This is a genomic window from Flavobacterium calami (assembly GCF_038290035.1).
GTDB lineage: Bacteria > Bacteroidota > Bacteroidia > Flavobacteriales > Flavobacteriaceae > Flavobacterium > Flavobacterium calami.
On record NZ_JBBYHS010000022.1, the window covers coordinates 37468 to 61084 of the forward strand.

The 23617-nt window shown below is 37.0% G+C and carries 13 protein-coding genes; 10 read left to right on the forward strand and 3 right to left on the reverse strand.

Features of this window, described 5'->3' with window-relative positions; translation table 11 throughout:
• Positions 1-60 precede the first annotated feature (60 nt).
• The 10 genes from AAEO57_RS18190 to AAEO57_RS18235 all read left to right on the forward strand — a co-directional run bounded on the left by AAEO57_RS18190 (position 61) and on the right by AAEO57_RS18235 (position 20447).
• Positions 61-2568 carry a glycoside hydrolase family 2 TIM barrel-domain containing protein gene (locus AAEO57_RS18190; protein ID WP_341694463.1) on the forward strand — a complete coding sequence of 836 codons (2508 nt, stop codon included), beginning with the start codon at positions 61-63 and terminating at the stop codon, positions 2566-2568.
• A 136-nt stretch (positions 2569-2704) separates the two neighbouring features.
• Positions 2705-5104 (forward strand): glycoside hydrolase family 31 protein, encoded by a 2400-nt coding sequence (locus AAEO57_RS18195; protein ID WP_341694464.1) that lies wholly within the window; start codon positions 2705-2707, stop codon positions 5102-5104.
• Between the two features lie 235 nt (positions 5105-5339).
• Positions 5340-7346 (forward strand): glycoside hydrolase family 97 protein, encoded by a 2007-nt coding sequence (locus AAEO57_RS18200; protein WP_341694465.1) that lies wholly within the window; start codon positions 5340-5342, stop codon positions 7344-7346.
• Between the two features lie 79 nt (positions 7347-7425).
• Positions 7426-8982, forward strand: coding sequence for a GH39 family glycosyl hydrolase (locus tag AAEO57_RS18205; protein WP_341694466.1), 1557 nt, complete (start codon positions 7426-7428; stop codon positions 8980-8982).
• Positions 8983-9084: 102 nt separating this feature from the next.
• The gene (locus AAEO57_RS18210; protein WP_341694467.1) at positions 9085-11313 is read left to right on the forward strand and encodes a glycoside hydrolase family 3 C-terminal domain-containing protein; all 2229 of its coding nucleotides are present in this window, start codon (positions 9085-9087) and stop codon (positions 11311-11313) included.
• 80 nt (positions 11314-11393) lie between these two features.
• Positions 11394-12881 (forward strand): cellulase family glycosylhydrolase, encoded by a 1488-nt coding sequence (locus AAEO57_RS18215; RefSeq protein WP_341694468.1) that lies wholly within the window; start codon positions 11394-11396, stop codon positions 12879-12881.
• 172 nt (positions 12882-13053) lie between these two features.
• A complete protein-coding gene (locus tag AAEO57_RS18220) occupies positions 13054-14310 on the forward strand; it encodes a glycoside hydrolase family 5 protein (RefSeq protein WP_341694469.1) in 1257 nt (418 codons plus the stop codon).
• A 23-nt stretch (positions 14311-14333) separates the two neighbouring features.
• Positions 14334-16280, forward strand: a complete 1947-nt coding sequence (locus AAEO57_RS18225) for a sialate O-acetylesterase (protein ID WP_341694470.1) — start codon at positions 14334-14336, stop codon at positions 16278-16280.
• A gap of 7 nt (positions 16281-16287) precedes the next feature.
• A complete protein-coding gene (locus tag AAEO57_RS18230) occupies positions 16288-17793 on the forward strand; it encodes a family 43 glycosylhydrolase (protein ID WP_341694471.1) in 1506 nt (501 codons plus the stop codon).
• A gap of 245 nt (positions 17794-18038) precedes the next feature.
• Complete coding sequence (locus AAEO57_RS18235) at positions 18039-20447, forward strand: glycoside hydrolase family 95 protein (RefSeq protein WP_341694472.1); 2409 nt, start codon at positions 18039-18041, stop codon at positions 20445-20447.
• Positions 20448-20750: 303 nt separating this feature from the next.
• Here AAEO57_RS18235 and AAEO57_RS18240 read toward each other — a convergent pair whose 3' ends face one another.
• The 3 genes from AAEO57_RS18240 to AAEO57_RS18250 form a co-directional block, all read right to left on the reverse strand.
• Positions 20751-21425 (reverse strand): hypothetical protein, encoded by a 675-nt coding sequence (locus AAEO57_RS18240; protein WP_341694473.1) that lies wholly within the window; start codon positions 21423-21425, stop codon positions 20751-20753.
• Between the two features lie 7 nt (positions 21426-21432).
• Positions 21433-22425, reverse strand: a complete 993-nt coding sequence (locus tag AAEO57_RS18245; protein ID WP_341694474.1) for an alpha/beta fold hydrolase — start codon at positions 22423-22425, stop codon at positions 21433-21435.
• A gap of 80 nt (positions 22426-22505) precedes the next feature.
• On the reverse strand, positions 22506-23606 hold the full coding sequence (locus AAEO57_RS18250; protein ID WP_341694475.1) for a helix-turn-helix domain-containing protein: 1101 nt from the start codon (positions 23604-23606) through the stop codon (positions 22506-22508).
• Between the last annotated feature and the right edge of the window lie 11 nt (positions 23607-23617).

Here is a 23617-nt window from a genome sequence, read left to right on the forward strand (position 1 = left end):
ACAACAATATATAAATGAAAAATAATAATTTACCCTCCCCAATTAGTTAAAATTATCGGTATGTTTATTTTTTTGAACGAATCCAAAAGTAACATGAAGCATTTGAATTTTTTAAAGACATTGACAATTTTAGGACTTTTTGCAATTTTTAGCTGCAATGAGAGAAATACTGATTTTGAAAACCGAAAAGTGTCTTTTAATTCAGACTGGAATTTTCATCTTAATGATAGTATTGTTGATAAAGATACTATTGGAGCTTCTACAAAATGGAGAACTTTAGATGTTCCTCATGATTGGAGCATTGAAGAAAAATTTGATGAAAAAAGTCCCGCAGGTTATGGCGGAGGATCACTTAACGGAGGTTTAGGCTGGTACAAAAAAACATTTAAAGTTGCTGCAGAAGACAGCACAAAAATAACGTCAATCACTTTTGACGGCGTTTACAGAAACAGTGAAGTCTGGGTAAACGGACATTATTTAGGAAAACGTCCAAACGGATATATTGGTTTTCAATATGAAATTACCCCATACTTAAATTACGGAGACAAAAACAACGAAATAATTGTTAAGGTTGACAATTCAAAACAACCCAATTCACGCTGGTATTCGGGTTCGGGAATTTTTAGAAATGTCTGGATCGAAACTACAGATAAACTTCATGTGGGACAATGGGGAACTTACATTACAACTCCAAAAGTTACGGCAGAAAAAGCTTCGGTAAATATTGAAACTACAATTAAAAATCAATATGCAGAAGATAAAAAAGCTAAAGTAACCACAACTATTTTTAAAGAAGACAACAAAGTAACAACGGTTACTCAAGATATAATAATCAATGCAAATGGGAATCAAATTGTAAAGCAATCAGCTGAAGTTGAAAATCCTGCTTTATGGTCAGATGAAAAACCGGAATTGTACACAGCAGTTACCGAAATTTCGCTTGATGATAAAATTATTGACCAATACAAAACTACTTTCGGAATCAGAGATTTTAAATTCGATTTAAACAAAGGTTTCATTCTGAATGGAAAACAAGTAAAAATCAAAGGAGTTTGCATGCACCATGATTTAGGTCCGTTAGGTGCTGCAATCAACACACGTGCAATCGAACGTCAGTTGGAAATTTTAAAAGAAATGGGTGTAAACGGAATTAGAACTTCTCATAATCCGCCTGCTCCAGAACTTTTACAGCTTTGTGATAAAATGGGTTTCATCGTTATGGATGAAGCTTTTGATATGTGGAAACAAAACAAGACAAAATACGATTATGCTAATGATTGGGACAAATGGCACAAACAAGACTTAATCGATCAATTGTTACGCGACCGAAATCATTCAAGTATTTTTATGTGGAGTATCGGAAATGAAATTCCGGAACAATGGAATGAAACCGGAATCGAAATTGCCAAAGAATTAGCGGCAATTACACGCCAATATGATAAAACAAGACCAATTACTGCAGGAATGAATCCGCCAGTAAATATGAATATTGATGCCGTGACTTTGCAATTTGAGAAAAAGAATGTTTCGATTAATCCGCTTGCTGGATCTGGAGTTTTAGATTTAATCGGGTACAATTATGCGCATCAGACATTCGAACATCATCTGAAGAACTTCCCAAATACACCTTTTATCGCAACCGAAACAACTTCAGGTTTGCAGACAAGAGGATATTACGATGCGGTTTCAGATACTATAAAAAAATGGCCAGTTAGTTGGGATAAAAAATTTGAAGGAGGAAATACTGGAAATACGGTTTCAGCTTACGATCAGGTACAAACGCCTTGGGGTTCTACACACGAAGCGACTTGGAAAGTAATTAAAAAATACGATTTCTTGGCAGGAATGTACGTTTGGACAGGTTTCGATTATATCGGAGAACCAACTCCGTACGAATGGCCATCGGTAAGTTCGTATTTCGGAATTGTCGATTTAGCCGGTTTCCCGAAAGACGTTTATTATATGTACCAAAGTGAATGGACAGATAAAACTGTTCTTCACATTTTCCCACATTGGAACTGGAAACCAGGACAAACCGTTGACGTTTGGGCATATTATAATAACGCTGATGAAGTGGAACTTTTCGTAAACGGAAAATCAGTTGGAAAAAGAAGCAAAAAAGGAGACGATTTACACGTAATGTGGCGAATTCCTTTTGAAGCTGGAACTTTAAAAGCCATTTCTCGTAAAGGTGGAAAAGTGGTTTTAGAAAAAGAAATTAAAACGGCTGGAAATCCATCTCAATTAAAATTGACTGCAGATAGAAGTACTATCAAAGCCGATAAAAACGATTTGTCATTTATCACAGTTGACATTTTAGATGATAAAGGAACGATTGCACCAAACGCGAATAACGCGATCAACTTCTCTTTAAAAGGAAATGGGAAAATCGTAGGAGTTAGCAGTGGAGATCCGGTTAGTCACGAATCTTTTAAAGGATCAAAACACACGGCGCTGGCAGGAAAATGTCTGGTAATTGTTCAGTCTGGAGATAAATCTGGAAGATTAGAATTAACCGCTAAAGCGAATGGCTTAAAACAAGCTACAATTGTAATTACAACAGAATAATAAGTTACGATCTATCCTAACAGGTTTTTAAAACCTGTTAGGTATCAATAGATTTTTATTAAGATATTAAATAAATAAAATACCTAACAGGTTTTAAAAACCTGTTAGGATAAACTAACATCTAGATTATTAACCAATGAAAAACTCAAAACTAACCGCATTATTTTCTGCTGTCATGTTTGGATTTTTAGCAGTTCCAAATGCTAACGCTCAAATCCAAAATGCAGATGTATTAAATGCGCCAATAGATATCAGTAAAGATTTTCAGAACTATCTGAACACTTTTTATTTCGCAGACGAATTGGCTTCTTTTGATCCTGCAACAGGAAAAGGAACCATCAAATATCTGAGATACAATTATAAAACACGTCAGGCTTTCAACAACATGATGATGAAACCGGATGTGGAAAAAGCAAACGAATTTCCAACAACAGAATATGCAGAATCTCCTGTTTTGCCATTCGAAATTCAATTTGTTTCAGATCGAACAGTTAGAATCAAAACGACTTCAGGACCGCAATTTCATCCGCAGAAGGAATCTTTAATGTTGGTTGACGGCGTTGCACCAAATCACCCAGAATTATGGAAATATGCTAAAATTGAAGGCGGTCACAGTTATACAAGCAAACACGGAAAAGTTGAAATTTTGACAAAACCTTGGCATGTAAAAATCTACGATGAAAAAGGAAAATTGCTGACAAGCACGCTTCATGATACTGATTTTAAAAATACATACACGCCGACACTTCCGTTTTCTTACGTTCGCAGAAACAGCGATTATTCTAGAAGTATGGGAGCAGCTTTTAGTTTAGAACCAGACGAAAAAATATTTGGTTGTGGAGAATCTTTCACACAATTCAACAAACGCGGGCAAAAAGTAGTTTTATGGACGGATGACGCCAACGGAATCCAAAATGAAACGATGTACAAACCGATTCCGTTTTATATGAGCAGCCGCGGTTATGGTGTTTTCATGCACCATTCAACACCAATTACGGTTGACTTTGGAAAATATTTCTCAAGTGCAAACGAAATGTACATTGGAGACGACGAAGCCGATTTGTTTTTCTTCATCGGAGAACCAAAAGACATTTTAGACCAATACACGAATTTGACTGGAAAAGCTGCAATGCCACCGCTTTGGTCATTCGGTTTTTGGATGAGCAGAATTACTTATTTCTCTGAAAAAGAAGGAAGAGAAGTAGCAAGGGATTTGCGTAAATACAAAATCCCAACAGATGTTATTCACTTTGATACAGGCTGGTTTGATGTAGATTGGAGAAACAATTATGAGTTCGCAAAATCTCGTTTTCCAGACGCGACAAAAATGATGTCTGATTTAAAGAAAGATGGTTTCCAGGTTTGTCTTTGGCAGTTGCCTTATTTCACGCCAAAGAATACTTTGTTCCCTGAAATCATGGATAAAAATTTAGCGGTAAGAGACAGAAAAGGAAACCTTCCGTACGAAGATGCTGTTTTAGATTTCTCAAATCCAGAAACAATTACTTGGTACCAAGGAAAATTGAAAAAGTTATTTGATGAAGGTGTTGCGGTTTTCAAAGTAGATTTTGGAGAAGCAGCTCCGCCAGACGGAATTTACCATTCTGGTAGAACCGGTTTCTACGAACACAATTTATATCCATTAAGATACAACAAAGCGGTTGCAGAAATCACGCAGAAAGAAAAAGGATATACTTTAATCTGGGCAAGAAGTACTTGGGCAGGCTCACAGCGTTATCCTTTACATTGGGGAGGAGATTCTGAAACTACAAACGGAGCAATGTCGGCAGAATTACGCGGCGGACTTTCTTTAGGATTAAGCGGATTCAGTTTTTGGAGTCATGATGTTGGAGGTTTCGCAACTAAATCGCCTGAAAATATTTACAGAAGATGGACTCCTTTCGGAATGTTGACTTCTCACGTAAGAAGCCACGGAGAACCGCCTCGCGAACCTTGGTTGTACAGCAAAGATTTCTTGGAAGGATTTAGAAAAGCAGACAATATGCGTTACGAATTAATGCCATACATCTATGCTCAGGCGAAAGAAAGTTCTCAAAAAGGTTTACCAATGATGCGTGCGCTTTTTGTAGAATATCCAAACGACCCGGGAGCTTGGTTAGTAGATAATCAGTATTTATTTGGTTCAAGTATGTTGGTTGCACCGCTTTTTGAAGAGGTTGAAGAAAGAGACGTTTATCTTCCGGAAGGAACTTGGATTGATTATCAAACTAAAAAAGTGTACCAATCGGGCTGGCATAAAATCAAAGCGGGCGAAGTGCCAATTATTGTTTTAATCAAAGACGGAACTGCAATTCCACACATCGGTTTAGCGCAGTCTACAAAAAATATGGATTGGAGCAAATTGACTTTGAAAGTGTATGCAAGCGACAAAACCACTTCGGCAACAGCCAAAGTATTTTTGCCAGAAGGTGATGCAGTGCAAGAAATAAAAGTGAACAAAACAGGAAACAATTTTGATGTAGTTGCAAATCCATTAAACGGAAAAACCACTTTTAAAACCGAGTGGGCAAAATAAAAAAGTTAGCCATGAATTACACGAATTACCACGAATTGAATTTGTGATAATTTGCGGAATTTGTGGTAAAAGAATATAGCCACAGATTGCACAGATTAAAGAGATTATTACTCTCGCAGATTTAGCAGATCATGCAGATTCTTTTAATTTTTAGAATCAGCTCAATCTGCCACATCTGCGAGAGAAAAATAAAAATCCTTTAAGTCAGCGGCAAAAAAATATAATACCAAAAAACATGAAAAACTATCTAATTCTCCCAGCCGTATTGTTTTCAATGACAATAGGCTACAGTCAAAAAACGAAAAGCGCTTACGAATTGGCATCGCCAAACGGAAAAAATAAAATCAAATTTGAGCTGGTAAAAAATGCTCCAAAATACGCAGTTTCTCACGGAAAAACCGAAGTGATTTCTCCATCAAATATGGGATTTGTATTGAAAGGAAACGAAGACTTAAGTTCAAACTTTGAAATAAAAGGAGCAAAAACTTCTACGTTTGACGAAACTTGGGAACAAGTTTGGGGAGAAAAGAAAAACATCAGAAATCATTACAATCAATTGGTAGTCGATTTACAGCAAAAAACAGGAAACAAAAGAAAGTTACAAATTCAGTTTCGTGCTTTTGATGACGGAGTGGCTTTTAGATATGTTTATCCAAAACAAAATGTAAAAGACAGTATTTTCATCATGGATGAAAAAACAACTTTCAACTTAAAAGAAGACGGAAAAGCGTGGTGGATTCCTGCTAACAGAGAAAACCGCGACGAATATCTTTTCGAAGCTGCGCCGGTTAGTAAATTGGATACCGTTTTAACACCATTAACAATCGAAAGTAAAAACGGATTGGCTTTAAGTTTTCACGAAGCAAACCTGATTGATTTTGCGAGTATGACTTTGGTGAATAATAAAGGAACCGAACTAAAATCGGATTTGGTGCCTTGGGCTGATGGAGTAAAAGTCCGTGTAAAAGATACCTTTACTTCATCATGGAGAACGATTCAGATTGGAGAAAATCCGGGAGAACTGATTACTTCTTATTTGGTTTTAAATCTGAATGAACCAGACAAATTAAAGAATACAAACAGCTATTTCAAACCATACAAATATTTAGGAATCTGGTGGGGCATGCACATCGGGAAATATACATTCTGGGAAAGCGACAAGCAAGGTGCCACTACAAAACACGCTGAAGAATACATCGATTTTACCGCAAAAGAAGGTTTCCACCATTTATTAATCGAAGGCTGGAATAAAGGCTGGACGCCGGGCTGGTACGAGAACCGTATGCACATGTTCAGCTTCACGAAAAATGCTGATAATTTCGACTTAGAAAAAGTGGTTGAATACGGAAAGAAAAAGAATATCGAATTAATCGGTTACCATGAAACAGGCTCAAACTTAATTAACTACTTAAAAGAAGTTGACGAAGGTTTTGCTTTGTACAAAAAACTGGGAATCCACACGGTAAAAATTGGTCACGTAGGTTCTAAACTGAATATGAAACAAATGCACTTCGGACAATTTGGGGTGAACTATTTCAGATACATTTTAGAAAAAGCAGCACAATATGATTTAGCGGTTCTATACCACGAATCTATTAAAGATACAGGAGAAAGAAGAACCTATCCAAACATGGTTTCGAGAGAAGCAGCACGCGGACAGGAATACAACGCCTGGAGCGAAGGAAATCCGCCGAACCATTTGAGCATTATTCCATTCACAAGATTACTTTCTGGCCCAATGGATTTCACGCCTGGAATTTTTGATGTTGAGGTAAAACAAGGTTATCCGGGAAAAAGAATCCAGGGAACAGTTGGTCAGCAATTGGCATTGTATGTAGTGCTTTATTCACCAATTCAAATGTTAGCCGATCTTCCTGAAAATTACGAAGGAAAACCAGCTTTACAATTCTTAAAAGATGTTCCGACCGATTGGGAAGACACTAAAATCTTAGAAGGAAAAATTGGTGAATACATCACAACAGCAAGAAAGGACAGAAACAGTGCCGATTGGTATTTAGGAACTTTAACAAATGAAAATCCAAGAAATGTAAATGTTTCATTATCATTCTTAGATCCAAACGCAACTTACGAAGCACAGATTTATGTGGATGCCGAAGGAACAGATCAGAAACACAATCCGGAAGCCGTAGCCATTTCAAAGAAAACAGTAAAATCTACAGATTCTCTAAAACTGAATTTAGGAGGAGCCGGAGGAGGTGCTGTCAGATTTAAAAAATTGTAATTCATTAATTTTCTATAGAGGCGTAATGTGTAGAGACGCACAGCAGTGCGTCTAACATTAAGAATTAAAACATTTTTAGATGAAAAAGCTTCTCATAATAGCGGTTCTTATTAGTTCAGTCAATTTGTTTGGACAAGACCGAACCATAAAAGTAGATTTCAATAAAACGGCCGGAAAATTAAACACCATGTTCAAAGAATGCATTGGTGCAGGAAGAGCAAATGAAGGGCTCCGTGCCGACTGGCAGCAGCAGCTGGCAATGGTGAAAAAGGAATGCGATTTTAAACACATCCGCTTTCACGGTTTACTGACCGATGATATGGCAGTTTACAGGGAAGATTCAAAAGGGAATCCGGAATACAATTACCAATATGTAGATGTATTATTTGATTTTATTGTGAGTCTGAAAATGAAACCCTTTGTTGAATTAGGTTTTATGCCCAATGCACTGGCAAGCGGGAAAGAAACCATTTTCTGGTGGAAAGGAAACGTAACACCGCCAAAAGACTATAAAAAATGGGAAGATTTGATTCGGAATCTAACGGCACATTTCAAAGAGCGCTATGGAGACGAAGAAGTAAAAACATGGTATTTTGAAGTCTGGAACGAACCAAATTTGTCACCAGGTTTCTGGACAGGTACTCAGGAGGAATATTTCAAATTATATGACTATGCAGTTCGCGGTGTAAAAGCAGTAAATTCTGCGTATAAAGTGGGCGGTCCTGCAACAGCCGGTGCAGCCTGGGTTCCGGAAACCATTGAATTTGCTGCTAAAAACAATGTGCCTCTGGATTTTATTTCAACACATACTTACGGAGTAAAACAAGGGTATTTGGATGAATTCGGGACTTCGGGAACGGTTTTAAATAAAGAAGAATCCAGCGTAAGCGGTGATGTACTCAATTCGCGCAGGCAGATTGCAAACTCGGCTAAGCCAAATTTGGAATTGCATTATACAGAATGGAGCAGTTCGTACACACCTGCAGACCCAATTCACGACAGTTATCATTCGGCAGCTTATATTCTTCAGAAACTGAAAGAGGTGGGCAATGCGGCAAACTCAATGTCATACTGGGTTTTTACCGATATTTTTGAAGAACCGGGTCCAAGATTTACTCCTTTTCACGGAGGTTTCGGATTATTGAACACGCAGGGCATTAAAAAACCGGCTTATTTCTCGTATTATTTCCTGAATAAATTAGGGGAAACAGAACTTCAGAATACGGATAAGGCTTCATGGGTAACTAAAAATTCAAAAGGAGATGTTCAGCTTTTATTCTGGGATTTTACCAATACCCATCCGGGCGACAAAGTCTGGAACCAAACTTATTATGTTCAGGATTTACCTTCGAAAGAAAAAGGAAAAGTAAAAGTTGAAGTTTCGGGTCTTCAAAAAGGAAAATATACATTAGAAATCTATAAAGTCGGATATAAAACAAATGACGTTTTTGCAGATTATCTGGCAATGGGCAAACCAGCCCAGTTAACCAGACAGCAGGTTAATTCACTTAAAGAAAAAAATAATGGAGCCGTAATCGCAACAGAAAAAGTAACGATTGATGCATCAGGAAATTATAATAAAGATTTCAAAATAAATGAGAATGATGTGGTCTTATTTAATCTGATAAAACTATAATTCCAACAGTGAACATAAAATAAAACCAATTATAAAATTTAAACACCACGATTTTAAAATTTTAGTGAGGATGGGATTTTAAATCTAAAAACGAAATGATTTATGAAAAACAAAATTTTACGACTATCAGCATTTATGGCTTTTGTGGTTTTTACTTCGGGTAAAAATTATGCGCAAAATTCAATTGCTGTTCAAAAACAATATTTAGGTAAATCTATGACTTCAGAATTCGATACCAAAATTGATAAATTGATTTCTCAAATGACGCTTGAGGAAAAAATAGGAATGCTCCACGGGAATAGTATGTTTGCCAATGCCGGTGTAAAACGTTTAGGTATTCCTGAATTAAAAATGGCGGATGGTCCATTGGGAGTTCGTGAGGAAATTTCGAGAGACAATTGGGCTCCGGCTGGATGGACAAACGATTTTGCAACTTATTATCCTGCGGGAGGAGCTTTGGCAGCAACGTGGAATGCAGAAATGGCACATACTTTCGGAACTAGTTTAGGAGAAGAATTGCGTGCGAGAGATAAGGACATGCTGCTTTCGCCGGCAATCAATATCGTAAGAACGCCGCTTGGGGGAAGAACTTACGAGTATATGTCTGAAGATCCTTTTTTGAATAAAAAAATTGCAGTGCCTTTGGTAGTGGGTTTACAGGAGAAAGATGTAATGGCGTGTGTAAAACATTATGCTGCCAATAATCAGGAGACTAACCGTGATTTTGTAGATGTGCAGATTGACGAGCGTACGCTTCGCGAAATTTATCTTCCGGCTTTTGAAGCTTCTGTAAAAGAAGGAAAAGCCTATAGTATTATGGGAGCTTATAACAAATTCAGAGGAGAGTATTTGTGTGAGAATGATTATATGCTGAATAAAATCCTTCGTGATGAATGGGGATTTAAGGGGATTGTAGTTTCAGACTGGGCAGCGGTGCATTCAACAGGAAAAGCTTTAAAGAATGGTCTGGATATTGAAATGGGAACACCAAAACCGTTCAACGAATTTTTCTTAGCAGATAAATTAATTGCAGCAGTCAAAACCGGAGAAGTTTCAGAAACAGAAATTAACCTGCATGTAAAACGTATTTTACGAACCTTGTTTCAGGTAAAAGCAATGGGGGGCGGAGAACGTGCAAAAGGTAGCATTGCAACCGAAGCGCATTATCAGGATGCGTACAAAATTGCAGCAGAAGCAGTAGTATTATTAAAAAATGAAAACAATGCCCTGCCATTAAAATTGGACGGAATTAAATCAATTGCAGTAATCGGAAACAATGCAACCAAGAAAAATGCTTTGGGCGGATTTGGAGCAGGAGTGAAAACAAAAAGAGAAGTTACACCTCTTGAAGGTCTTAAAAACAGATTGCCTTCATCGGTTAAAATTAATTATGCCGAAGGATACTTAGAGCGTTACGAAGAAAAAAACAAAGGTAATTTAGGTAACATTACTTCAACAGGTCCGGTAACAATAGATCAGTTAGACCCGGCAAAATTACAAGAAGCTATAGAAGCCGCTAAAAATTCAGATGTAGCCGTGGTTTTTGCAGGTTCAAACCGTGATTATGAAACAGAAGCTTCAGACCGCAGAGATTTAAAATTGCCTTTCGGACAGGAAGAATTAATTCAAAAAGTATTGGCTGTTAATCCAAATACCATTGTGGTTATGGTTGCCGGAGCTCCTTTTGATATTGATGGTGTAAGCAAAAAAACAAAAGCTCTCGTTTGGACCTGGTTTAATGGTTCTGAGGGAGGAAATGCTTTGGCTGATGTACTGTTAGGAAAAGTAAATCCATCCGGAAAGTTACCCTGGACTATGCCAAAGAAATTAATGGATTCTCCTGCACACGCGACAAACAGTTTTCCTGGTGATAAAGCTGTAAATTATGCGGAGGGAATTTTGGTAGGATACCGTTGGTTTGATACAAAAAAGATAGAACCTTTATATCCTTTTGGTTACGGATTGTCATATACCAATTTTACTTTGGATAATGCTAAAACAGATAAAACTTCTTATGCGTTAAAGGAAACAATTACGGTTTCTGTTGATGTCAAAAATACTGGAAAAGTAGATGGAAAAGAAGTAGTGCAACTATATGTATCTAAATCTGATTCAAAAGTTCAGCGTGCAGCGCAGGAATTAAAAGGTTTCCAAAAAACAGATGTTAAAGCAGGAGGAACAAATACCGTAAAAATTAATCTGGAAGTAAAAGAATTGACCTACTACGACACAGCTACAAAGAAATGGAAATTAGAACCTGGGAAATATACTTTGAGACTTGGGAATTCTTCAAGAGATATTAAAAAAGAAATTGTAATCACTATTAAATAAAATTCACATTAGACATAATGTATTAATGTAAAACAAAAACCACTTTATTAACTATAACAACCAAATAAATGAAACAAATAATGAAAAATTACCTGTTAAGCACAATACTGTGTTTATCATGTATAAGTTTCTGGGCCTGCAGTTCAGATAAAGAAACATCTGAAGAAGAGCCAGATCCTGTTGTAAAAACCCTTACTGTTGATATTAATAAAGTTGATCTTGACAGTAAAGCCGGTAGTGCAGATGTAATTGTAGCCACAAATACTACAGCCTGGTCAGTGAGTACATCAGATGCGACCTGGATAAAATTTACTCCAGGTACAGGTGTAGCCGGGAGAACAACAGTTACGATTTCAGTTTTAGAAAACACCAGTACTGTAACCAGAACGGCAGATGTTACGATTAGTTCCAGTGATGTACCTACTGTAAAAATAACCGTTTCGCAAGCAGGAAAGGCAGGTTTATATCCGAGCTATAATACGAATCCAATTGCAGCAGATGCTACAGGTATGAGCAGTACTGCTGTACAATTGGCCGCTAAAATGAAATTGGGCTGGAATATCGGAAACACTTTAGAAGCAACTGGAAGTGAAACAGCCTGGGGAAATCCAAAAGTTACAAAAGCATTGATTGATCTGGTTAAAGCAAACGGTTTTAATGCTATTAGAATTCCGTGTTCCTGGAATCAATATGCTAATGGGACAACAGCAAAAATAAGTGATACTTGGTTAGCCAGAGTAAAAGAAGTGGTACAATATTGTGTAGATAATGATATGTATGTAATTGTAAACATCCATTGGGATGGCGGATGGTTAGAAAACAATTGTACCGAAGACAAAAAAGAAGCAAACAATGCCAAACAAAAAGCATTTTGGGAACAAATAGCAACTCATTTACGTGATTTTGATGAGCATTTGCTTTTTGCTAGTGCTAATGAACCAAACGTTGAAGATGCAACTCAAATGGCTGTATTAGCTTCCTATCATCAAACATTTGTAGATGCTGTTCGCTCAACTGGAGGTAAAAACGCATATCGTAATTTGATTGTTCAGGGACCATCAACAGATATCGAAAAGACAGCCAAATTGATGAATACTTTGCCTACCGATAAAATTGCGAATAGAATGATGGCTGAGGTTCATTTTTATCCGTTTCAGTTTACACTTATGACTAAAGATGAAGACTGGGGTAAAATGTTTTACTATTGGGGAGCAGGAAATCATTCAACTACTGATACAGCGCATAATCCTACCTGGGGAGAAGAGGCTTTTGTAGATGAAGTTTTTTTATCAATGAAAACGAAGTTTGTAGATAAAGGTATCCCGGTAATCTTAGGAGAGTTTGGTGCAATCAGACGTGATTTGACAGGTGATGCTTTAACATTGCACTTAAAATCAAGAGCTGCTTTTCTAAAATATGTTGTAAAACAGTCCAGAGCAAACGGATTAGTTCCATTCTATTGGGATGCCGGAAATTTAGGTACAAATACAATGTCTTTATTTGACAGAAGCAATAATACCGTATACGATTCGCAGGCATTAACTGGCTTACAGGACGGGTTGAAATAAAAATTTTTTTAGTATCTGCAGTTGGTTTTATATATTGAAATTTCAAAATAAAAAATGTTTTTCGATAGATAAAATTAACTGCAGATTCCTTTTTTTATCATTTTAGAATACCAAGAATAGCAGATTCCAATTGAATAAAAATTTTGAATATCTAACCGAAAAACTCAATAGTATGAAAAAAGCATTTATGGATTGCCAAATAACAGTTTTGCTGTGTTTGCTTTTAGTAGCAAATTTATCCTGCAGTAATGATGTGCCTGAACAAAAAATTATTACAGATACAAATTCAGTTGTGCAGGCTGCTTCTACGTCAAAATTACCCAATTATAATACAAATCCATTACCTGCAGACCCTTCAGGTATGGGGAGCGATGCCAAAACGATTGCATCAAAAATTAAAATAGGATGGAATATCGGTAACACTTTGGAAGCCACTGGAGGTGAAACGGCCTGGGGGAATCCAAAAGTAACAAAAGCATTAATAGATTTAGTAAAAGCTAAAGGTTTCAATGCAGTACGCATACCATGTTCGTGGAACCAATATTTGGCTAATTCGACAACTGCTCAAATAAAAGCAGACTGGATGAACAGGGTTAAGGAAGTGGTAAAATATTGTAATGATAACGGGATGTATTGTATTGTAAACGTGCATTGGGACGGCGGATGGCTGGAGAACAATATTACAGTAGCAAAACAAGCGGAAAACAACGAAAAACAAAAAGCCTTTTGGGAACAGATTGCAACCAGTCTTAGAGAGTTCAACGGATTATTACTTTTTGCAAGTGCTAATGAACCTAATGTAGAAAACGCCGAACAAATGGCGGTACTTAAATCCTATCATCAGACTTTTATTGATGCTGTGCGTTCTACCGGAGGAAGAAATGCTTACAGAACTTTGATCATTCAAGGGCCAGGAACAGATATTGCAAAAACAAACCAATTGATGACTTCTTTACCTACCGATAAATTAGCGGGACGCATGATGGTAGAAGTACATTATTATGCGCCATGGCAATTTGCCGGATTGATTCAGGACGAAAGCTGGGGAAAAATGTTTTACTATTGGGGGAATGGCTATAAATCTACAACCGATACAGGCAGAAATGCAACATGGGGAGAGGAATCTGCAGTTACAGCCGATTTTAAACTGATGAAAACTCAGTTTGTAGACAAAGGAATTCCGGTAATTTTAGGAGAATTTGGTGCCATTAGACGTTCTTCATTAACTGGAGATAATCTAACGAAACATTTGGCTTCACGTGCTTATTATTTAAAATATGTAGTGCAACAAGCAAAGGCGAATGGTCTGGTACCTTTTTACTGGGATGAAGGAAGCATGAATAATAATGGTTTTGGAATTATCAACAGAACGAACAATACCGTTTTTGACACTAAAGCACTCACTGCTTTAATGGATGGTTTGAAGTAGAATCTGATTTATAAAAAATCAAAATGAAAAAAAACATAGTAACCTTTATATTGTTTTTTTCTTTGTTTGCAAGCGCCAATGTCAGAATGCCTTTGTTGTTTTCTGACGGAATGGTGTTGCAGCGCAATAAGGAAATTCCGGTTTGGGGATGGGCTGATGCGAATGAAAAAGTAATAATTCATTTTAACAAACAAACCAAAACCATACAGGCTGATACAAACGGAAAATGGATGGTTAAACTAGCTGCCGAAAAAGCCGGAGGCCCTTTTGAATTAACCATTACAGGAAAAAACAAAATTGTTATCAAAGACGTTTTGGTCGGCGAAGTATGGATCTGCAGCGGACAATCCAACATGGAATTCCAGATGTATAAACTGCCTGATTTTGAAACTCAAAAGAATCAGGCTAATTATCCGATGATTCGTCAGTTTGGTGTGGCACAGGATTTAAGCGGAACTCCAAAAGAAGATTTAAAAGCCGGGAAATGGGCAGTTTCGAACAAGGAAAATATTCGCGATTTTACGGCAGCAGGTTTCTTTTTTGCTAAAAAGTTATACGCCGAATTAAAAGTTCCAATCGGAATTATCAATACATCATGGGGAGGAACCTGTGTAGAAACCTGGACAAGCCACGAAGCATTTCAGAATAGTGATGACTTTAAAGCGATGATTGCAGAAGTTCCAACCGTAAATATGGATGAAATTTTCGAAAGTTATAAAAATTCACTTTTAGGCAATCTTAAAAAGGTTCAGGGTTTTGATGTAACACTGGCAAACGAAGATCAGTTTAAAACATTTGAATTTAATGATAACAATTGGCCTGAAATAAAAGTGCCTTCTCTTTGGGAAAACCAGCAAATCGGAAATATTGATGGAATTGTCTGGATGCGAAAAACAATTGTTTTAACAGCTGAACAAGCCAAAAGTGAAGCTGTTTTACATCTGGCAAAAGTTGATGATGAAGATATAACATACATTAACGGAGTTCAGGTTGGGACCAACAATATTTGGGAGAAACTAAGAGTATATAAAATTCCAGCGGGTGTTTTAAAAGAAGGTAAAAATGTAATAGCTGTCCGAATTGTGGATTACAGTGGCGGCGGCGGAATTTATGGAGAATCTGCCGATTTGAAAATTCAATTGAAGGATAGTAATTTACCTCTTGAAGGACTTTGGAAATTCAATGTTGTTCAGGTAAAACTTGCAGTTTCGCCAAACAGTTACCCTTCATTATTATACAATGCTATGGTAAATCCGCTGGTTCCGTATGCGATTCAGGGTGTTTTATGGTATCAGGGTGAAGCGAATGTCTGGAGAGCCAGTCAGTATAAAATAGCATTTCCGTTAATGATTGAGGACTGGCGAACCAAATTTAATCAGGGGAACTTCCCTTTTTATTTTGTGCAGTTGTCCACTTTTGATGAGTTTGGAGGCAATAGTAAAAAAGGCAGCCGTTGGGCAGAACTCAGAGAAGCACAATATGAAACTTTAAAAGTACCAAACACAGGAATGGTCGTTACAACCGATATCGGTAATGCCAAAGATATTCACCCAACCAACAAGCAAGATGTTGGACTACGTTTGGCAGCAATCGCATTAAATAATGTCTACGGCAAAAAACAGATTTTTAGCGGACCAATGTATAAATCTCAGGAAATAAAAGGGAATCAGATTATTTTGACTTTCGATAATGTAGGCACAGGGCTTATGGTACCAAATAACACAGTGTTAAAAGGTTTCGAAATCGCCGGTGCCGACAAAGTTTTTCATTCTGCGAAAGCGATAATTATAGACAACAAAATTATCGTTTCGGGCGATCAGGTTCAAAAACCCTTTGCCGTTCGCTACGGCTGGGCAGATGATGATACTGAAATCAATCTTTTTAATAAAGAAAAATTTCCGGCATCGCCCTTTAGAACAGACAATTGGGAAATGATTACGGCCAATGAAATTTATAAAGTCAACAAATAATACGACTATGAAAAAAGCAATTTTCTTAATTATAAGTTTCATTTCGCTTACAATTAATGCGCAGCAGCAAAAGGACAATGTAAAAGACGGGTTTTATCAAAACCCAATATTTGCAGGCGATTATCCTGATCCTTCGATAATTCGTGATGGTGAGGATTATTACATTGTACACTCTTCATTCAATTATTATCCCGGATTATTAATTTGGACCTCTAAAGATTTAATCAACTGGAAACCCGTTACGCATGCGCTCCAAAAAAGCGTAGGTGCAGTCTGGGCTCCGGATTTGATAAAACTTAATAACAAATTTTACATCTATTTTCCGGCAAACGAAACCAATTATGTCGTTTGGGCAGATTCGATAAACGGTCCATGGAGTGATCCGATAGATTTAAAAATCGGTAATATCGATCCCGGACATTTTACCGACGAAAAAGGAAACCGTTACCTGTATTTCAGCAACGGAAGTTATGTCCCGCTTTCAAAAGACGGATTGGCAATTTCGGGAGCAAGTAAACAGGTTTATGAAGGCTGGAAAATACCTTCAGAATGGTCCATTGAATGTTTTTGTATGGAAGGGCCAAAGGTTTTTAAAAGAGGCGATTACTATTATTTAACCACAGCCGAAGGTGGAACCGCAGGGCCTGCAACAAGTCACATGGTAATTTCGGCAAGGTCAAAATCACCTTTGGGGCCTTGGGAAAATTCGCCTCATAATCCAATTATAAGAACAAACAGCGCTTCTGAAAAATGGTGGTCAAAAGGGCACGCCACATTAATTGATGATGTTAAAGGAAATTGGTGGATGGTTTTTCACGGCTACGAAAACGGTTATTACAACATGGGACGCCAGACACTTTTGCAGCCTGTAGAATGGACAAAAGACGGTTGGTACAAAATGAAAGACGGTATTAAAACCGAAGATCAAATTAAAAAACCGGCAGGCGAAACCATAAAAAGTAATTTCACACTTTCGAATACTTTTACGGGAACGAAACTCAATCCGCAATGGCAATTTTTTGATGAATACGATTCCAGAAGAGCTACATTTTCTGCAAACGGAATAAAAATCAAAGGCAAAGGAACGGGTATCGGCCAGAGTTCTCCCTTGTTATGCACACCTTCAGACCATTCGTACACGGCTGATGTAGAAGTTGAAATAGAAGGTAATGCATCGGCTGGATTGGTTCTTTTTTATGATCCTAAAATATTTACAGGAATCGCTTTCGATAAAGAAAATATCATGGCAATTCTTAGAGTATGGCAGTTTCCCACTGTAAAAGGAGTGAATAAAAAACACTTATTTCTACGTCTGGAAAAAAAGCAACAGGTTGTAAATATGTTTTACAGCATCGATGGAAAGGACTGGCTAAAAATCGAAAACTCGGCTGAGGTAAGCTCATTCAATCATAATGCGCTAAGTGGCTTTATGAGCCTTAAGTTAGGTCTTTCAGCGGTTGGAGAAGGTTCGGTGACGTTTAGGAATTTTACATATAAACCTTTACCCGGATAATTTGGGCGTGACCATACCGAGACAAGAAGGCAAATATACTTTGTGTAAATACGCCTTCTTGTCTCGGTACGGTCGGGCTATCCGCACTACTTCGGTAGTTTGCTCCTATCCCTCACGCAGCAACTGTATTTTCAGGAACTGGTAGGATTGAACTGTAAATTACTCCAGAAACATGTTATATTGCAACATCCAATCTTTCTGTGCGGACAATACATTTGAATAATTCGAACCAAAAACTCTTATAAATGAATTTAAACCTCATAAAAAAAACATTTTTCATCCTACTTCTCACATTTTACATCACAAACACTTCGGCGCAATCCAGCCATGTTTTATGGTATAATCAGCCTGCCGAATATTTTGAAGAGAGCCTCGTTTTAGGAAACGGAAAAATGGGAGCAACCGTTTTTGGCGGAGCCAATTCAGATAAAATTTATTTGAACGATATCACGCTTTGGTCGGGTGAACCTGTAAACCCCAATATGAACCCTGAGGCATACAAAAATATTCCGGCAATTCGAGAAGCGTTAAAAAACGAAAACTACAAGCTGGCCGAAGAACTAAACAAAAAAATCCAGGGAAAAAACTCAGAGAAGTATGCGCCTTTAGGAACATTGGAAATCAATAATTCAGAGAAAGGAAAAGCAGTAAATTACCATCGTGAACTGGATATTTCAAATGCCATCTCAAAAGTAAGTTACGAAATGGCAGGTATAAAATATACCCGGGAATATTTTGTTTCGGCTCCGGACCAAATCATGATAATCAAATTGACAGCCGATCAAAAAGGAGCTTTAAATTTTGATATTAATTTAAAAAGCCTTTTAAAGTCAAATGTCGAAGTAAGAAATAATATCTTAGTAATGACAGGTTCTGCTCCAATTCATGAAAATGCAGGATATAATGTTGTGCCAAAATATTTGAGCATAAAAGACAGAGGAACAAGATTTACCGGTTTAGTCCAAATTAAAAAAACAGACGGAAAAATTACAAGTTCAAGAGAAACCTTAACCTTAAAAGACGCTACAGAAGCCATTATTTATGTTTCAGTAGCCGCAAGTTTTAATGGTTTTAACAAAAATCCAGCAAGCGAAGGTTTAGACGATGTTGGAATTGCATTGCAAAACATGAACAAAGCATTTGCAAAATCATTCGATAAATTAAAAGAATCCCACATTTCAGATTATCAAAAATTTTATAATCGTGTCGATTTAAATTTGGGCAAAACCACAGCACCGGATTTACCAACAGACGAACGTTTATTGCGCTACGCTGATGGAAAAGAAGACAAAAATCTCGAAATTTTATATTTCAATTTTGGGCGTTATTTGCTCATTAGTTCCTCAAGAACTATGGGTGTTCCTGCGAATTTACAAGGAATTTGGAATCCGCATTTAAATCCGCCTTGGAGCAGTAATTACACGATGAATATTAATCTGGAAGAAAATTACTGGCTGGCAGAAAACACCAATCTTTCAGAAATGCATTTGCCATTGCTGAGTTTCATTAAAAACCTTTCGGTAACCGGAAAAATTACAGCTAAGACTTTTTATGGCGTTGATAAAGGCTGGGCTGCAGGACATAACTCAGATATCTGGGCGATGACCAATCCGGTTGGTCAGTTTGGAAAAGAAGAACCGATGTGGGCTTGCTGGCCAATGGCGGGTGCGTGGCTGAGCACACATATATGGGAACATTATATTTTTACTCAGGACAAGAACTATTTAAAAGCTGAAGGTTATCCGTTAATGAAAGGCGCTGCCGAATTTTGTATGGGATGGCTTGTGCCCGATAAAAACGGAAATCTAATTACTTCGCCATCAACTTCACCTGAAAATCAGTATAAACTGGCGGATGGTTTTGTCGGAGCAACTCTATATGGAGGAACAGCCGATTTGGCGATGATCCGTGAATGTTTTGATAAAACAATTAAAGCTTCAAAAGTGCTTAATATTGATGCAGATTTTAGAGCAAAACTAGAAAAAACGCTGGGGAAACTACATCCGTATCAAATTGGTAAAAAAGGCAATTTACAGGAATGGTATTTCGATTGGGAAGATAAAGATCCAAAACACCGTCACCAATCGCATTTATTCGGATTGTTTCCGGGCAATCATATTACACCTTTAAAAACTCCGGATTTGGCTGAAGCATCTAAAAAAACGCTGGAAATAAAAGGAGACGAAACCACAGGATGGTCAAAAGGCTGGAGAATCAATCTCTGGGCAAGACTTTGGGACGGAAACCGGGCTTATAAAATGTACCGTGAATTACTTCGATATGTAGATCCTGACGGAAAGAAAACTGAAAAACCAAGAAGAGGAGGAGGAACGTATCCGAATTTATTCGATGCGCATCCGCCATTTCAAATTGACGGGAATTTTGGCGGAGCTGCTGCTGTAGCCGAAATGCTGATTCAGTCTGATGAAAACGAAATCAGATTATTGCCGGCTTTACCTGATGCCTGGGAAAGCGGTTCCGTAAAAGGAATCTGTGCACGTGGCGGTTTCGAAATTGAAATGGAATGGAACAATAAAATGATTCAAAAAATGATTATTTCTTCTAAAAAAGGAGGGAAAACAACTTTAATTTTCGGAGCTAAAAAACAGGAAATCGTTTTGAAAACAGGAGAAAGAAAACATATAAATTGGTAAGTACAAATATTGTTTATGAAAACGAATGTCATCCTGAGCGAAGTCGAAGGCTTGATTTACGTTATGGGCTTCGATTTCGCTCAGCCTGACAAATGAATAATTACCCGACAAACTTTAAAACTTGTCGGGTTTTGTATTATTAAGAACAGTTAATTTTTTTAATACATAGAAGCATAGCTCAAAAACTTAAAAGGCACTTCATTCACATAAAAACACAAAGCTATGGGTGAAAATATGATTTTTAAAAAGAAACTTTTTTATTCTTTTACAAAATAAAACCGATGTCTCTATGTGTTAGAATAATCAATATAATTTGTAATTATAACCCAATTGTAAATAAAAAGGAACTAAAGGCGAAGTCTTAAAATCTTCAGTCATAACTTTTCCTGCTCTTAAAGTCAGATCGCTTCGGATAAACGAATAACCACCCTGGATTCCGAAATTGAAATTCCCTCCCGTCGTAGGCTCGTACCAGCCGTTTTTAACTTCAGGATAAACGTCTTTGTAAATATCTTTATGTTTAAAATGTGTTACAATGGGCTGGTCAAAGCCAAATTCGCCTGCTGCAAACCATTTAGGTTTGTAATACCCTATTATTGCTGTCGCATCGGCACCAAAATTCTGCAAAGTAACCAGCGGATTTCCATTGCGTCTGTAAATTGTGTGAATTGCAGCATTGAAATGGAAGCTTTCAATTTGGTAGAGACTAATTTGCCCGCCTATTTTGGTTTTAAAATCATCAAAAATAACTTCGCCTGAAGCAAAAGAAATAGCGCCTTCCAGTACAATAGGTATTTTGGTTTCTAATTTATGACCGTAGCTTATTCCGTAAACAAAACCATACTCCCAGCCAGCGCTTGCACTTAAGATGTGTTTTTGTTCGTTTTGAAGGCTTTTCCAGTTGATGGTCTGGGCTTTTAAAATGTTAGAAATAAAAAAAGAAAAGATAAATGTTATAACTATTACGAGTGCTTTCATTCTAAGGTTATTTTAAATCGTTTAAATAATTCAACACTATCGGGTGTACATTTTCCCATTTAAAATAAATCATTTCATGGCCGGTTCCCTTCACTTCAGCAATTTCTGAACTTGGAAAAAACGCAGCTTCTTTTTGGGCAAAATGTAAACCGTAGGACTTATTTTTTTCTCCGTATAAAAACAAAACTTTGGTTTTATATTGGCTTAAATTGGTCGTAAAATCAAAACCGTCATTTTCGGCAATATCAATAAAACCATTTAAGACAGCCGCACCCATTCTCCAGAAAGGCGAAGGACCTTCAATTCCCTCTTCGTTTCCTTTCGCATAAGAAAAACTGGTAGAAATGCCCATTTTATAATCCAGGATTTCGTGTGCGTTTTCTTTTCCGGTTAAGAACTGATCCATGTAAAATAAATCACTCGTGGATTCAGAAAATAAATTTAGTTTTCGGCTTGATTTGCCATATTCATCCAATAGTTTTTTATTAAGGCCGCCGGGTTCAGCCAGAATGACTCCGTTTATGTTTTTGGGATAAGAGTTTATATAAGCAGTAGCTAACATTGCTCCCCATGAATGTCCGAACAGAAAAACCTTTTGGGCATTAGAAGTGCGGTAATGTGCGATGACCGCGGTAAGATCATCCAGAACCAATTGAATTGAATAGCTGTTTTGATTATGTCTTTTGGATAATCCCGAACCTCGCTGGTCGTAAAAAATGACATAATAACCATCATCTGCCAGTTGTTTTGAATTTAGAGAACTTCTGTAATCTGAACCGGGACCACCATGGAGAAATACCACCATTGGATTGTTCGGGTTTCCGAAAACTTCAGTATGCAGCTGCGTACCATTAATCAAAATGGAAGGGATTGAGGAATCCTGATCGACTGTTTTTGGAACCAGTTTGCCGGGTTGATCGATGGAATTTTCTTCTTCACATCCTAAAAAAAAGAAAATAGAAAAAGCAATTGCTATCGAATAGAATACTTTATTTTTCATTGCATAGTTTTTTTAAAAATTTCTGCAAAGATGTATTCTGACAGACTATCAGTCGCCCCAACTTGTAAGGTGGTTCCCTTTTATTTCAAATATTCTGATGGAGAAAGGCCGGTTACTTTTCTGAAGTTGCGGTTGAAAGCAGTTTTAGAATTAAAACCACATTCAAAAGCTAAGGAAAGTAAAGTGAATTTTTGGTTTTCCGGAAGCGCGATGATTCGTTTAAATTCTTCGACACGCTGATAATTGATATAATCGTAAAAGTTCTTTTGCTCGACGGAATTAATTACCTGAGAAAGTATGTTGGGGTGTATATTTAATTTTTGGGATAGTTCGGACAAAGTAACCTCTGAGTTTTTAAATAGTTTTTCATTCTCCATTAGCTCGGTTAGATTTTTGTGAATCGTCAGAAGTTCTGTGTTGCCCAATCCTGATTTTTCGTATTTAATTTTCTCTGACTTTACTTCTGCGGCAATGGTTTCTAAAACCAAAACTTCTGTTTGATTATTTTCAGAAATGGGTTTGTTAGTAAAGATTCCAACCTGCTTTATTCCGAAATAACCAATAAAAAGCAAATACAGTACAACGGTAGAATATATATATTGGTCGTCACAAAAAATAACCACTACCCAAATTAAACCGGATCCTAAAATTAAATAACTGAGCCATCTCAGGTTAATTTTCTCGGTAAAAGAAAATTGCTCGGTAATGTTTTTACGGTGTTTTGAAAGTTTTTGCAATGAAAACAGCGCATATAAAATCCCTGAAATAATGACTGAAATGTATATGATAAGAAGTAATTGTTCATAACCTTTGCCTTCATTTTTATAAATATCTATTTTTTCATGAGGAGACAAACCAAAAAAAGGAAGGAGCAGTAGTATGGCAATTCCAAAAGGAACAAAATGAAGCAGATTATACTTTTTATTGTGGTCCTGATTTGTTAAAGCAGAAGTGTACAAGTATAAAAAAGGTCCCTGAACGAGCGGCATCGGAATTTCGCATCCAAGCAAAAAAGGGAATTTTATAGATTCATTATTAAAATGCAGATAGAATAAAATCAGGTGGAAACCTGTAAAAAACAACCAGAGCGACAGTATTTTATCAGCCTGACTTTTATTTTTTTTGCTGGTTAAAATAATAACTAAAAAGAAGGTAATTATAATTCCCGTTAAATAAAACATACTGTTGTAAA

Coding starts and splice junctions, on each gene's coding strand:
- AAEO57_RS18190 (WP_341694463.1), top strand. CDS start 61: ATGTTTATTTTTTTGAACGAATCCAAAAGTAACATGAAGCATTTGAAT.
- AAEO57_RS18195 (WP_341694464.1), top strand. CDS start 2,705: ATGAAAAACTCAAAACTAACCGCATTATTTTCTGCTGTCATGTTTGGA.
- AAEO57_RS18200 (WP_341694465.1), top strand. CDS start 5,340: ATGAAAAACTATCTAATTCTCCCAGCCGTATTGTTTTCAATGACAATA.
- AAEO57_RS18205 (WP_341694466.1), top strand. CDS start 7,426: ATGAAAAAGCTTCTCATAATAGCGGTTCTTATTAGTTCAGTCAATTTG.
- AAEO57_RS18210 (WP_341694467.1), top strand. CDS start 9,085: ATGAAAAACAAAATTTTACGACTATCAGCATTTATGGCTTTTGTGGTT.
- AAEO57_RS18215 (WP_341694468.1), top strand. CDS start 11,394: ATGAAAAATTACCTGTTAAGCACAATACTGTGTTTATCATGTATAAGT.
- AAEO57_RS18220 (WP_341694469.1), top strand. CDS start 13,054: ATGAAAAAAGCATTTATGGATTGCCAAATAACAGTTTTGCTGTGTTTG.
- AAEO57_RS18225 (WP_341694470.1), top strand. CDS start 14,334: ATGAAAAAAAACATAGTAACCTTTATATTGTTTTTTTCTTTGTTTGCA.
- AAEO57_RS18230 (WP_341694471.1), top strand. CDS start 16,288: ATGAAAAAAGCAATTTTCTTAATTATAAGTTTCATTTCGCTTACAATT.
- AAEO57_RS18235 (WP_341694472.1), top strand. CDS start 18,039: ATGAATTTAAACCTCATAAAAAAAACATTTTTCATCCTACTTCTCACA.
- AAEO57_RS18240 (WP_341694473.1), bottom strand. CDS start 21,425: ATGAAAGCACTCGTAATAGTTATAACATTTATCTTTTCTTTTTTTATT.
- AAEO57_RS18245 (WP_341694474.1), bottom strand. CDS start 22,425: ATGAAAAATAAAGTATTCTATTCGATAGCAATTGCTTTTTCTATTTTC.
- AAEO57_RS18250 (WP_341694475.1), bottom strand. CDS start 23,606: ATGTTTTATTTAACGGGAATTATAATTACCTTCTTTTTAGTTATTATT.